The sequence below is a fragment of the Tenacibaculum discolor genome, from assembly GCF_003664185.1.
In the GTDB taxonomy this organism is placed as follows: domain Bacteria; phylum Bacteroidota; class Bacteroidia; order Flavobacteriales; family Flavobacteriaceae; genus Polaribacter; species Polaribacter discolor.
Window position 1 is genome coordinate 172,171 of record NZ_RCCS01000009.1, and the last position, 15,644, is coordinate 187,814.

A 15,644-nucleotide genomic window follows, 5' to 3' on the forward strand; every position below is an offset into this window, starting at 1 on the left:
CTTATCTTTTTAAAACTAAAAACCCTTTTGTTTCTTTTGATTTCCCTTCTGTTGAAATTTTTATATTGAAAAAGTATGTTCCTGTTGGTAACTTATCACCTCCCATACTTGTTAGCTTATTGGCAACACCTCTAAAAACATTAAACTGGTTATCATATCCTTTTATCTGGAACACCATATCTCCCCACCTATTAAAAACAGTTACTGAATTGTTAGGATATTCTTCAATTCCTTTTATTTCCCAAAAGTCATTTACTCCATCACCATTCGGAGAAAAACCATATTTAGTTTCTCCTACTAAACCTTCTTCTGTTCTAAAACTAATTTCTGAACAACCTGTAGCACTTCCTACAGAATTATAAGGAGTCACCGAGACATAAATTGTGGCCGTTTCTGGTAAATCACTTGCTAGTGTGTAACTCGTTCCTGTTACTGATTCATTATTTACAATATCAGTTCCGCCTGAAGTTGTTCCAATTGACAGGTAATATCCATCTGCATCAGCTACTGCGTCCCAACTAATTCCGGTACTAACACTAACATTCATTCCTCCGTTACTTGGAAATGTGATTGTTGTACAATTCGGTGCTGTTGGTAATGTTTCTGTAGTGAAACTAATCTCTGAACATCCTGTAGCACTTCCTACAGAATTATATGGAATTACCGAGACATAAATTGTGGTCGTTTCTGGTAAATCACTAGCTAGTGTGTAACTCGTTCCTGTTACTACTTCATTATTTATAATATCTGTTCCTCCTGAAGTTGTTCCAATTGACAGGTAATATCCGTCAGCATCAGCTACTGCGTCCCAACTAATTCCGGTACTAACACTAACATTCATTCCTCCGTTACTTGGAAATGTGATTGTTGTACAATTCGGTGCTGTTGGTAATGTTTCTGTAGTGAAACTAATCTCTGAACATCCTGTAGCACTTCCTACAGAATTATATGGAATTACCGAGACATAAATTGTGGTCGTTTCTGGTAAATCACTAGCTAGTGTGTAACTCGTTCCTGTTACTACTTCATTATTTATAATATCTGTTCCTCCTGAAGTTGTTCCAATTGACAGGTAATATCCGTCAGCATCAGCTACTGCGTCCCAACTAATTCCTGTACTAACACTAACATCCGTTGCTCCGTTACCTGGAACTGTGATTGTTGTACAGTTTGGTACAGTTGGTAATGCTTCGGTTGTAAAACTAATCTCTGAACATCCTGTGGCACTTCCTACCGAATTATATGGAATTACCGACACGTAAATTGTTGTTGTTTCTGGTAAATCACTAGCTAGTGTGTAACTCGTTCCTGTTACTGATTCATTATTTACAATATCAGTTCCACCTGAAGTTGTTCCGATTGACAGGTAATATCCATCTGCATCAGCTACCGCGTCCCAACTAATTCCTGTACTAACACTAACATTCGTTGCTCCGTTACTTGGAACTGTGATTGTTGTACAATTCGGTGCTGTTGGTAATTCTTCGGTTGTAAAACTAATCTCTGAGCATCCTGTGGCACTTCCTACCGAATTGTACGGAATTACCGAAACATAAATTGTTGTTGTTTCTGGTAAATCACTAGCTAGTGTGTAACTCGTCCCTGTTACTGATTCAGTATTTACAATATCAGTTCCACCTGAAGTTGTTCCAATTGACAGATAATATCCATCTGCATCAGCTACTGCATCCCAACTGATTCCAGTGTTAACACTAACATTCGTTGCTCCGTTACTTGGAACTCTAATTGTGGTACAATTTGGCACATTTACAACTGCATCTCCTGTAGTAAAACTTTCTTCTACACAACCTGCAGCGTCACCTACATCATTGTATGGAATTATACGAACATAATGTATTCTATTTTCTTGTAGATCTTGGATAAAACTATACGAAGTAGTGTTTCCTACATCAATACTATTCACAACTTCTATTCCTCCTTGAGTAATTCCTACACTTACTAAATATCCTGTTGCTTCTGCAATTTCATTCCAAGAAATATCAGTATTCAACGGAACATTCGTTGAACCATTTATAGGATTTATTAAACTTGTACAACTAGGTACTACTGGAATAAACTCTGTTTTAAAAGATTCTTCTCCACAACTTATTGCATCTCCTTTATCATTATAAGGAGTTATAGTTACAAAAATATCGGTATCTTCTGGTAAATCTACAGGTAAATCGTATGTTGTACTATTACCTACATCAATACTATTAAGAATATCTGATCCTCCAGAAGTGGTTCCTACTGTAAGCCTATACCCATCTGCATTGCTTATAACATTCCATTCTAAATTTGTACTTACAGGTATATCTGTACCGCCAGCAAGTGGTAAGGTTAAATTGGTACAATTTGGTACTGTTGATGGAGTTGTAGACAGGGTAAAACTTTCTTCTGAACAAGATCCTACCGCATCTCCATTTTCGTTTGAAGGTACAATAGTAACATGAACTGTTTCTCCTCCTGAAAAATCTGTAGCAAATTCATAAGTGGTAGCATTTACAACAGTTTCATTTATTATGGTTCCAGATGGTTCAATTCTAATTGTTAAAGCATATTCACGTGCATACAAAACAGATTCCCAAGTTAAATTGGTATTTACAGGAACATCTGTTGCTCCATTTAAAGGAGCTATTAACTGTGTACATTCTGGAATAGGACAATCTAAGACATCACCTGTAAAAGACCATCCAAAATCATCAATCATTGATTGTCTTTCTTCTACAGCATCACAATATGGAAGAGTGTTAGCTCCTAGATTTATTCCAGGTGTTAGTGTTTGTTCAGACCATGCAATAAGCGTATTGTCATAATTTACTCTGGTAAGAGCTGTATTATCTAACATATTTTGCATGGTGGTTACACCACTAATATTCCAATCACCTAAATCTTGATTAAAAGCTGTAGCGTTATTAAACATAGCGTTCATAGATACCGTATTTAATAACCATTGGTTTAAAGATTGATTAAACAAACTTGCACCTTGAAACATTCTATCCATGTTTGTCACTGCTGTTGGTCTCCAATTATTAATAGGTTGATTAAAGTTTATTGCACCATTAAACATATCTTGCATGGTGGTTACTCTCCTGATATTCCAACTTCCAATAGCATCATCAAAAGCTTTTGCTCCGTAAAACATTCCTTGCATGTTAGTTACAGATGCTACATTCCATGAATCTAAAGATCTATTAAAAGATGTTGCTCCCCGAAACATTTCTTGCATGGTGGTTACAAAAGATACATTCCAGTTATTAATATCTTGATTAAATTTAGACGCTCCATAAAACATTTCAGCCATCGTTTGTGCTTCGCCTGTATTCCAATTTCCTAAAGGTTGGTTAAATATTTCTGCATCTTTAAACATTGCTTCAAAGTTTGTAACTACTGAAACATTCCAGTTTTCCAACGGGTTATCAAAAGCAATAGCTTCTTCAAACATTGAAGGCATTAACGTTACTGAGCTTACATTCCAAGAATTTAATGGTTGATTAAAAACTGTGGCTTGTTGAAACATTTGGCTCATATTAGCAACAGCACTTACATCCCAATTATTTAATGGTTGATTAAACACCTCTGCTCTTCGGAACATCCCTGACATATTAACTACTGAGTCTACATCCCAAGAATTTAACGGTTGGTCAAACATTTGAGCATTGTAAAACATTAAACTCATGTTCGTTACATTGGTTACATTCCAACTATTTATATTTTGATTAAAATTGCCAGCGCTTTGAAACATACTCTCCATGCTAGTAACCTTAGATACATTCCAACTATCTAGTGGTTGATCGAATACAGATGCGCTTTCAAACATCGAAGTCATATTTGTAACAGAACCTACATTCCAAGAATTTAAAGGCTGATTAAAATCAACACATCTCTGAAACATTTCAGACATATCTGTAACATTACTTACATCCCAATTATCTATATTTTGGTTAAAAGCCATATTTGAAATAAAACCATTAAACATTTCAGACATATTGGTAACATTGCTTACATCCCAGTTATCAAGTGGCTGGTTAAATGCTTCTGCTCTTTCAAACATACTACTCATATCTGTAACATTACTTACATTCCAATTATTAAGATTCTGATCAAATACTTCTGCATTCTGAAACATACCTCCCATATTTATAACATTTCCGGTATTCCAATTCCCTATATCTTGATTAAACTCTACAGCACTACCAAACATATAATTCATATTAGTAACATTACTCACATCCCAGTTATTAAGTGGTTGGTTATAAATTGAGGTTCCGCTAAACATACCACGCATGTTGGTTACATTGCTAACATTCCAATTATTTATGTTTCCATTAAATTTTCTGCATGAACTAAACATTCTTTCCATATCCGTTACATTGCTTAGATTAGGAATATCTGTGGCATTGTACTCCATATTTGCACAACTTTCAAAAGCTTCGTGCATGCTTTCCCAAACTTGTGTTCCCCATTGATCTATAGACAATAACTTGTCAGAGTCTCCAATAGTTTCATGCTTCGGAGAAGGAAAAACACCAATAATACTTACTGTATAAATCCCTGGTGTAAGATATGTGTGTGTAATATCACCTGCAACATTATGGTTATATTGTCCATCTCCCCAATCTATAGAATAATTGTACGTAAGATATTTTGGATAACCTGAATTTGTTTCTATTCTTAACTGATTTGTTGGTGTAGTGAATGAAGATTGTATACTTGTATCATAGGTAAGTTTAAATGCATCTGGACTATTTGCCCAACTTTCGATTACAGTAAAACTAATTTCTTGACAACCTGTAGCTGGTCCTTCATCGTTATAAGGAACAACTGTTACATATACAGTATCTCCTGCTATAAATTCATTGGTAAAATCGACTCCTACAACATTTCCTACATCTTCATTATTATATATAACCTGTGAAGTCGCTCCGTTTTCTCTTCTTACACTAATTCTATATCCTTTTGCATTAGGTGCTGGGTTCCAACGAATATCACTATTAGCAGGGACATTGGCATCTCCGTTTTGTGGCATTGTTATTTGCGTACATAATACATAAGAACAGTTTACAATATCTCCAGATATAGTCCAACCGTTATTATCAATTAAACTCTGTCTCTGGTTTAATGCATCACAATAATTAAGATTCGTCGCTCCTAAATCAACGTTGTTTTGAACTGCTTGAGCATCCCAAGCTATAAGAATATTATCATAATTCTCTTGAGAGACACCACTATTCGATAACATATTTGTCATACTTGTTACCTTAGATATATCCCAACTTCCTAGGTTTTGATTAAATGAGGTAGCTTGATTAAACATATAAGACATGTTTCTAACATTTCCCGTTTCCCAACCACTTATATCTTGATTAAAGGATGTAGCCCTATCAAACATATACTGAAAATCAGTGACATTACTTACATCCCAAGTATTTAAAGGTTGGTTAAAAGCTTCTGCTCGTTGGAATATATTACGCATATTAGTAATATTGCTCACATCCCAAATATTCAAGGGTTGATTGAAAGCTTCTGTTCTTTCAAACATACTTTCTATATTGGTAACCTTACTAATGTTCCACGAACTAATATCCTTATTAAAATCAATAGCACCTTCAAACATTCCTCTCATAGTAACAACATTACTTACATCCCAGTTATTTAAAGGTTGATTAAAACCTGAGTTATCTCGAAACATATAACTCATATCAGTAACATTACTTACATCCCAGTTACCTATAGGTTGATTAAAAACTGCTCCCCAAGCCCATCCATCAAACATACCCGACATGTTTGTAACATTACTTACATCCCAATTATTTAAAGGTTGATTAAAAGTTCTGTTTCTAAAAAATAGCTTGGACATATTAATAACATTACTAACATTCCAACTATTTAAGGATTGATTGAATTTAGATTGACTAAACATTCCCGCCATTGTTGTAACGCTACTTACATCCCAGTTATCTATTGGACTATTAAAGCTAGAACCTTTAAATGTGTTATCCATATTGATAACATTACTAACATTCCAATTATTCATTGGTTGATTATAAATACTCGTATCGTAAAAGGCTCCTTCCATATTAACAACATTAGCTACATTCCAGTTGTTAATATTTTGATTGAATTTACGGGCTCTATATAAAAAGTTTTCTAAAGTAGTTACTGCTGATGTATTCCAGTTATCTAATGGTTCGTTGAATTCTCTTGCATTATAAAAAGTGTAAGACATATCTATTATACTAGATGTGTCCCACTGATCTAAAGGTCTATTAAAAATTTCGCAATTCATAAATAACCCTGAAATATTAGTTATGGTGCTCATATTCCAATTATTCATAATACCATTAAATAATGAACAATCTCTAAAAGCATTTTGTAAGCTAGTAGCTTGGCTTAAATCTGGTGGAGTAATGGCATCAAAATTTAGGTTTGAACATCCATAGAATGCATTTTCCATACTTTGCCATTGAATGGTACCCCAAGACAATATTTCAATAATTTTGTCAACGTCTCCAGTATTGTTAAAATAGATTGCAGGAAACGTACCATCTATCTTAATAGTATAATTCCCTTGTGTAGCGTAGGTGTGAGTAATATCTCCTGTTACATTTGAATCTACATTTCCATCTCCCCAATCAACAGTATAAGAATATGTATAAGCTGAATTTGTTGGTATGGTTATTTCATTATCTGCAGAAGAATCAGTGCTAACATTTGCAGTGTTCCATAAAGAAGTAAACGACTGCGAAAACGACTGACTGCTTATAATTAAAAAAAGTACTGTAAAACTACTCTTTAATAACTTACTGATAAATTTCCTCATTCTTTTTAATCTAATTTTTAAACTTCTTCTTAATTAATTATTTTAATTTTACAACATAACAAGTGAAGTAAAATCACCTGAAAAATTACAGGTGTTTTTTGTTTGACTATACCATTAAATAACAGGGCGCAAGATATAACCGTTTGTTGTTATAGAAGTATCATTCTATAGAGTGGAACCTATTTATTAGTTTTTTTCGGTACTCAGTAGGAGTATAACCTGTTTGTTCTTTAAACACACGGTTAAATGTTGTTTTACTTTTAAAACCAGAATCGTAGGCTACAGCAATTATTTTATAATCTTTATTGGCAGGTATTTCTAATATTTTTTTAGCTTCTTTTATTCGATACGAATTGATAAGTTGATAAAAATTTTTATCAAATTCAAACGAAAACACTTCGGATAAATGGTGGCTACTTAACGATAGTTTTTTTGCAAAATTTGCTTGAGTTAAATCGTGATTTAAGTATATCTTTTCTTCTTCTATTGCTTTTAATATTTTTTGCTGGTAAGAAACTCTATCTTCTTTTGACAATGAGGAATTTTTATATTTTTCAGAAGCTTCTTTTATCTTTCCTGTTATTTCATTTGTTTCTTTTATAACACTTTTATCTTCATTCTTTTTTATGTAAATCCAAAACACCCCTCCTAAACCAATTACACAAAACACACTAAACCACAACAAACTTTTTTGTTGTTCTGAAAGTAGCGCTTTTGTGTTTTCTTGTGCTAAAACTGTTTCTTCTCTTGCTCCAATTTCTGCTTTTAACTCTTCTGTAATAGCTTTCTTTTGATTCTTTAGAAAACTTATTCGGTTTTTGTTATATTTCTTTTCTGCATTTAAATAAGCTGTTGTTTTGTTTAGCTTTTGATATATTATAGTTAGATTTTTATAACATATCATTTCTATTTCTTCTATATTCTTTTCAGAAGCTATACTTAATGCTTGTTTTAAATATTCTTCCGCTTTATTGTAATGTTCTAACTTTAAATTTGCGACTCCTAAATTGACAAAAATCCATGCTTTTACTCTAGTATTTTTTTCAAAAGTCTTATATTTTCTAGCTCTATTAGCTATTTCAATTGATTTTTCATATTCTCCTAATTTATAATACGAACTACTGATATGGTTTAATGATGTTAAAACAATACTTTCATTTCCTGTTTCTTCTCCTATTTTTTTTACTTGCTGCGCATAAAACAGTGATTTTCCCTCATTATTTAAAGCTGAGTAGCTTGTTGATAAACCATTCAACGCAGCCATTTTTATTAAGTTAGGTTTCTTCATATAGGTAGTTTGCTTTAAAACCTTCTTCATGGTTTCTATACTTTTTTCATAAAGCTCAACATTATTATATGTGTTTCCTAAATTAACCAGCACTACAGTTTCAGCTTGTTTACTTTCTTGTATTGTTTTTGCTACAACTAATGCTTCTTTATACAATGCTATACCTTCTACATACTTTGTTTGCATGTTCAAGCTTATTGCTTGATTAACCATTGCTTTTACTTGTAGATCTTTTAGGTTATTCTCTTTAGAAATATTATAAAGAGAATCACTATAAACCTTATGAAGTTTGTAGTTTCCTTCCTTATAGTTTTCTTGTAGTTTTTCTAAATAACTCTCTGCTTTTTTCTGAACTTCAGCAAACTGTGAATCTACTTTATTCTGACTATACAACTGGGTTACAAGACTAAGTAATAGATATGTGATTATTTTTTTTAGCAAGTTTTATTTGTTTCCTACAAAAATACATCAAAAACTTTTCTCTATTCCTTTTTAATAACCATTTGATTTTCAAACATAAAAAAGTGTCTTGCAGATGTGATAACATACTACATGACACTTCTTATCAAAAACCACAAAAATTTGTGTATTTATTTAACGGGCTTTAGAGAGTTTAAATTATTAATAATCATGTACTCTAATAGTACTTCTTTTGAGTAATCGTTAAACAAATTATCTGCATCAAACAAACGACTCTCCAGCCCGCTTAAATATAACTTACTAAATAACTCAAGGTCTACATCAGGTCTTATTTCTCCTTGCTTTTTAGCTTCTTCTAAAAGATTCATTACATCTGTAGAAACAACATCTGCAGTAATTTCTTTATAAGCTTCGTAAGCATTTGGGTAGTATTTTTTTAATCCAAAAATAAATGATGGTTTAAATTTTACTACATACTTAAAAACCACTCCGTATACTTCTATTACTTTATTTAATGCTGATTTATCAGACTTTAAAATAGGTGCTGTATCAATTTTGAATTCATTTATTAATTCTTTGATACTTTCAATTATCAATTCCTCTTTTGATGAGAAGCAAGCATAAATAGTTTTTTTTGAAATTCCGAGTAACTCAGCTATTTCATCCATTGTGGTATGCTTACTGCCAAATGCTATAAACTTTTCTTTGGCTACCTTAATAAGTTTAGACCTATTACTCATTGTAATTTATTTATTTCCAACCGCCTCCTAATGCTTCATATAAATTTACAACACTTAATAACTGATTTAACTTGTTATTGATAACATTTAACTCAGCATTTAAAGCTCTTTCTCTTGCTGTTAATAAATCTAAATAATTTGCATATCCGTTTTTTAACAGTTCTTCTGAATTTACCTCTGCTCTTCGTAAAGCCTCAACCTCATTTTGTCTGTATTCAAATTTTTCTGTTTCCGCATTATAATCGAAAAGTGCATTTGAAACTTCATTTCCGGCAGTTAACAAAGTCTTTTTAAAAGTTAATAATGCTTGTTCTTGTTGTGCTTTAGCTACCTCGTGTTGTGTTTTTATTTTTCTTTGATTGAAAATAGGCTGTGTTAAACCTCCTATAATATTTGCAAACAAAGAATTGGTGCTTAATAATTTATCTAACTCTAAACTCTGAAATCCTCCACTTGCTGTTACTGTTAACGATGGATAAAAATTACTTTTTGCAACATTTGTCATTTCAAAAGCATTGATTAAACCATATTCAGCAGCCATAACATCTGGTCTGTTTCTTAGTAAAGTTGCCGGAACACCTACTTTAATAGCTGCATCTAATTGTTGTTCTGAAAGTTTACTTCTTTCAATAACTACAGATGTTCTTCCTAGTAATAGGTTTAATGTATTTTCTATTTTAAAAATAGAGGCTTCTAAATCTACTTTTAATGCTTTTGCATTGTTATACTGTGCAATATTCTGATCTACTGCTACCTGATTTACTTGTCCCGCATCTTTAAGAGCTTTGATCGTGTTTACACTACTCTCTCTCGTTTCAATAGTTTGTTCAGTAATTTCTAATTGAGCGTCTAAAGCTACTAATTGATAATAGGTAGTTGCTATTGCTGAAACTAATTGAGTTTTCACTGCTTGATGCGCTGCTACACTTTGTAAATAACCTGCTTTTCCTGCTCGTTTATTACTGCGTATTTTACCCCAAATATCGGCTTCCCATGAAAGATTTCCAGTTACATCATACTGGTCTATACTTCCGTTAAAAAAAGATCCAAACTGGCTATTTTTTGCTAATTCTTGGTGAGTAGCTTTTGCTCCTACACTTAAAGTAGGGAAATATCCTGCTTTTCCTTGTTTCATATAAGCCTCTGCAGCTGCCATTTGCTGTATTGCTACACGGATGTCTAAGTTATTTTGAAGCCCTTCATCAATATATTGTTTCAAGTGAGCATCAGTAAACATATCTTTCCATGACACATCTGCCATTGAGATACTATCTTTTGGTAAATTATCTGTTCTATACAAGTGTTCTGTTTCTTTTAACTCTGGACGTGCATAATCCTTAGCAACAAAACAACTTTGTAAGGTTGTAGCCATTACGACTACAACCAAGGTTTTATTTAGTATACGTTTCATAATTAATCTTCTTTAGTTTCAATAACAACTGGCTTGCTTGATACTTTTTCTTGTAACCATTGGAATACTACAAATAGTACAGGGATAACAAATACTCCTATTAAAGTACCTATTAATAATCCTCCTGCTGCACCAGTTCCGATAGAGTTATTTCCTGCAGCTCCTACGCCTTTTGCTAATACTAACGGCATTAATCCAAGGATAAATGCAAATGAGGTCATTAAAATAGGTCTTAAACGCACTTTTGCTCCCTCAATAGCTGCTTCGTATAAGCTTTTTCCTTGTTTACGGCGTTGTATTGCGAATTCTACAATAAGAATTGCATTTTTAGCTAACAGACCTAATAGCATAATTAGAGCAATTTGGAAATAGATGTTGTTTTCTAATCCTGCTAAATATGTTGTGTAATAAGCTCCAGCCACCCCAATTGGTAATGAGAAAATTACTGATAGTGGTAATAGGTAACTCTCGTATTGTGCTGCTAATAAGAAATACACAAACAAAATACTAATCATAAAAATAATGTTAGACTGCCCTGATGATGCTATCTCTTCTCTAGTAATTCCTGAGTAAGCAACACTATAACCTTCTGGTAAATTGTTTTCTGCTAAGGTGTTTATTTTAGTAATTGCATCTCCTGTACTAAACCCTGGTGTTACTCCTCCGTTTACTGTTACAGAGTTAAACAGGTTGAAACGATTTACCGTTTGAGGACCATATACACGTTTTAAGCTTACAAATTGAGATATTGGTGTCATTTCTCCACTTGGAGTTTTTATAAACATACTATTTAGGCTTTCTTCATTTACTCTATCTTCAGGTAATGATTGTACAAAAACTCTAAATTGTTTTCCAAACCTACTAAAGTCTGCTGCATAATTACCCCCAACATATCCTTGTAGAGCAGAAAGTATAGAACTTGTTGACACTCCCGCTTCTTTAGCTCTTTCTACATTAATATCTAATTCTAACTGAGGAAAACCAGTATCAAAAGAGTTAGAAGCATATGCTATTTCTGGTTGTTGATTTAAAAGACCTACAAACTCTTTTGCTGCTGCATCCATTTCTGTTAATGGTTTTGCAGCACGATCTAATAATCTCATTTCAAAACCATCTGCACTACCAAAACCTGGCACACTAGGTGGGGTAAAGAAAATAATATTCGCATCTGGTATCATTGCTGCTTTTCCGAATAATTGACCTACAATACTCTTTACAGATCCTGCGTCACTTTCTCTCTTATTCCAATCTTCCAAAATAATAAAGCCCATTGCATATGAACTACCTGAACCAGAGAAAAAGTTTCTTCCACTAATAAATGATGCTCCTTTTATTCCTTCAATACCTTTGATACTTTCATATAATTTTTCTGTTACTTTATATGATCTATCTAATGAAGAACCTGCTGGTAATTCAGCATTCATAAATATTACACCTCTATCTTCTGATGGTACAAAACCTGTAGGTATAGTATTACTTGCCCATACAATTGCTAAAACACTTAATCCTAAAATACCCGCAGTTACCCATTTATGTTTTACTAAAAAGCCTAACGATTGGGTATATTTATTAGTTACGGCGTTAAACCCGGCATTAAAAGCATCGTAAAAACGTTGTAATAATCCTTTTTTCTTATGATTATCATTATGTGGCTTTAACAATAGCGCACTTAATGCTGGTGTTAATGTTAATGCATTTACTGCTGAAATTAAGATGGCAACCATTAATGTCACTCCAAATTGCTCATAAAATACTCCTGATGGTCCTTGTATAAAAGTAATTGGCACAAATACTGCCATCATTACTAAAGTAATAGATACAATAGCTCCACTAATTTCACTCATGGCAGAAATTGATGCTTTTTTCGCACTCTCTGCTCCTTCTTCCAGTTTAGCATGTACTGCTTCTACTACCACAATGGCATCATCTACCACAATTCCAATTGCTAAGATTAAAGCGAATAATGTTAGCAGGTTGATAGAATATCCAAACAGGTTTAAGAAAAAGAACGTACCAATAATTGATACTGGAACTGCTATGGCTGGTATTAAGGTAGATTTAAAATCTTGTAAGAAAATGAACACTACAATAAACACTAATAAAAAGGCTTCAATCAAGGTACTTTTTACTTTGTCTACAGATGCTGTTAAGAACTTGTTTGTGTCATAATTAATGATATAATCTAATCCTTCTGGGAAATCTTTCTTTAAATCTTCTAGTTTTACATAAATATTCTCAATAATTTCCTGTGCATTAGATCCTGGTGTTTGAAAAACTCCAAAGTTAAGTGCTGGATTTCCGTTTGTACGTGATAATGACGAGTAAGAAAATGCATCTAACTCTACTTTTGCTACGTCTTTTACACGTAAAAACTGTCCATTCCCTAAAGCTTTTACAACAACATTTTTGTATTCTTTTGCTGTTTTATATCGTCCTTTATATTTGATTACATATTCAAAAGATTCTCCTGTGTTTTGCCCTAAAGATCCAGCTGCTGCTTCTAAACTTTGTTCATTAATAGCTGCTATTACTTCTCTAGGTTCTAACTTATATGATGCCATTTTTGCTGGGTCTAACCATACACGCATCGAATAATCTTTTGCTCCAAATACATTTACAGCCCCTACTCCAGAAACACGTTGTAATTCTGGTTTTACATTTATATTCAGGTAATTCTGAATAAAAACATCATCATATTCAGGATTAGTTGAAAATATAGCGGCATACAAAAGTGCTGAGTTTTGTTGCTTTGCTGTAATAACTCCAGCCCTTGTAACTTCTGAAGGTAATAAAGCATTAGCTCTAGCAACTCTGTTCTGTACGTTTACCGCAGCAATATCAGGGTCGTAACCTTGTTCAAAGAAAACTTGAATACTTGCTGTACCTGTATTACTTGCTGTAGAAGTCATGTAAGTCATTCCTTCTACCCCGTTTATTTGTTCTTCTATAGGAACAATAACACTTTCTAAAATTGTTTCGGCACTAGCTCCTGGATATGAAGCTGTAACCTGCACCGTTGGTGGTGCTATATCAGGATATTGCGTTACCGGTAATTGTGTTAATGACAGTACTCCTAATATTACTATGATAATAGAGATTACTGTAGAGAGTACCGGACGCTCTATAAATTTTTGTAACATGATTTTCTTAATTATTTAAATACTGTATCGAATGAGTTAACTATACTGTCTAAAGGTGTTGGAACAGGTTTAATTTTTGCTCCAGAACGTACTTTATTTAAACCTTTAGCCAAAATGGTTTGTTCTATTGACAATCCTGATTTTACTACATAAACTTTTCCTACTTGTGCTTCAACTTCAATAGTTTTTTCAGCCAAAGAATCATTATTTACTATATAAACATATACTTTACCTTGACGTTCAAATGTAGATTCTGAAGGTATAATTAATGCATCGTTATGCACTTTAGGTATTAAGATTGTGCCACTACTTCCGTTACGTAACAAACCTGCTTTATTATCAAACTTTGCTCTAAAGCTAATAGTTCCTGTTTGCTGGTTAATATCTCCTGCAATAGTTTCAATAACTCCTGTTTGCTCATATTCTTTTCCGTTAGCCAATAGTAACTTTACTGGTGGCAATTTTTTAATTTTTTCATCCATTGTCTCCCCTTCTGCTGAAGCAATAAAATTTAAAAACTCTTTTTCATTCATAGAAAAGTATGCATATACATTTTTTATAGAAGCTACTTTTGTTAGTGGCATTGCACTTTGTGCGCTTACTAAAGCTCCTTTTCTATAATTAATTGAACCTACAAATCCGTTTACAGGACTTTTTATATTAGCATAGTTAATATTAGCTACAATACTATTGTAAGCACTCTTTGCTTGTGCTAAGCTTGCTTTTGCTGTTTCTAATTGAACTGGACTAATAATATTCTTTTCTACTAATGGTTTTAGTTTATTAACTTCTACCTGTGCTGTATTAACAGCTGCTTTTGCTGCTTCTGCATCTTGACTTAATGATTGGGTTTCTAACTTAAACAATAGTTGTCCTTGTTTAACTTTTTGCCCTTCTTTTACCAAAACGTTTTTTACGTATCCTGAAACTTTTGGTCTTATTTCACTATTTACTTCCCCTTCTATAGTTACAGGATAGCTTTGGTAATTTGTTATTGTTTTCTTCGCTACTTTAACTACCGGAAAAGGTAACGCTGTTGGTTTTTGTTGGTTTTGTTGTTGTTGTTGTTTTCCACAGCTTGTAAAAAATAATGCAACAATGCTAAGAATAGCAATACCGTATATATATTGATATTTCATTTTATGTATATAATAATTAGTGTTTGTGGTTTATAATTTTTCTTTCAGTTTTGTAATAGATTCTATAGCTCCATCTAAAAACTCAATAAAACTATCATGAAAATCAAGATCAAACTTATCGTCTTCTTCCAGTGTTTTATTAATATCTTCTTTATATTCTTTCACCTCTAGATGTAACTCCTTTTCAGCTTCCCATTCTTCTACCATACTGCTTATTCCTTGTAACATGGTATCATTATTAAGAATAAAGTATTTTTTTCTGTCTCCTGTTTTTGTAAAGTAACTTACCTTCTTTAATCCTTGTAAATGATTAAGATGTGTTGAAATTGTACTTTTACTAGCACATAAACTAGAAACTAAATCTTCAAAGGTTGTTCCTTGTTTTCCGGTTAAAATAATGTACGAGAATATCCTTGCTGCTACTGGAGCCAACTGCTCTTTTTTTTCTAAAAAAATCCCGAGCTTCTCAACTAATTCACATTTTCTCTTTTCTGCTTGATTCATCATCATTAAAAATTTACTCTGCAAAAATAAGTTTTAGTTCGGAACAATCCGAACCAAACGAAGTTAAAAAAATGTTAATAGATTCTTAACAAACAGCAATCGTTTTAGTCTCTTAACAAGGATATGTAACACTTCATACTCTAAAACAGTCCTAAAAAACACAAATTCAACACAATAAA

General features: G+C 32.8%; 7 protein-coding genes. All 7 read right to left on the reverse strand.

Annotated features, from left to right (window positions below; translation table 11 throughout):
- Position 1: 1 nt before the first annotated feature.
- The 7 genes from C8N27_RS12910 to C8N27_RS12940 all read right to left on the reverse strand — a co-directional run bounded on the left by C8N27_RS12910 (position 2) and on the right by C8N27_RS12940 (position 15,468).
- Positions 2-6,823 (reverse strand): BspA family leucine-rich repeat surface protein, encoded by a 6,822-nt coding sequence (locus C8N27_RS12910; protein WP_121147825.1) that lies wholly within the window; start codon positions 6,821-6,823, stop codon positions 2-4.
- Positions 6,824-6,983: 160 nt separating this feature from the next.
- On the reverse strand, positions 6,984-8,552 hold the full coding sequence (locus tag C8N27_RS12915; RefSeq protein ID WP_147431740.1) for an AraC family transcriptional regulator: 1,569 nt from the start codon (positions 8,550-8,552) through the stop codon (positions 6,984-6,986).
- Between the two features lie 149 nt (positions 8,553-8,701).
- On the reverse strand, positions 8,702-9,271 hold the full coding sequence (locus tag C8N27_RS12920) for a TetR/AcrR family transcriptional regulator (protein WP_099215578.1): 570 nt from the start codon (positions 9,269-9,271) through the stop codon (positions 8,702-8,704).
- Between the two features lie 10 nt (positions 9,272-9,281).
- Positions 9,282-10,682 carry an efflux transporter outer membrane subunit gene (locus C8N27_RS12925; RefSeq protein WP_121147830.1) on the reverse strand — a complete coding sequence of 467 codons (1,401 nt, stop codon included), beginning with the start codon at positions 10,680-10,682 and terminating at the stop codon, positions 9,282-9,284.
- A gap of 2 nt (positions 10,683-10,684) precedes the next feature.
- Positions 10,685-13,822, reverse strand: a complete 3,138-nt coding sequence (locus C8N27_RS12930) for an efflux RND transporter permease subunit (protein WP_121147832.1) — start codon at positions 13,820-13,822, stop codon at positions 10,685-10,687.
- Between the two features lie 11 nt (positions 13,823-13,833).
- Positions 13,834-14,961 (reverse strand): efflux RND transporter periplasmic adaptor subunit, encoded by a 1,128-nt coding sequence (locus C8N27_RS12935; protein ID WP_121147834.1) that lies wholly within the window; start codon positions 14,959-14,961, stop codon positions 13,834-13,836.
- A 30-nt stretch (positions 14,962-14,991) separates the two neighbouring features.
- Complete coding sequence (locus tag C8N27_RS12940; RefSeq protein WP_121147836.1) at positions 14,992-15,468, reverse strand: GbsR/MarR family transcriptional regulator; 477 nt, start codon at positions 15,466-15,468, stop codon at positions 14,992-14,994.
- Positions 15,469-15,644: the final 176 nt, after the last annotated feature.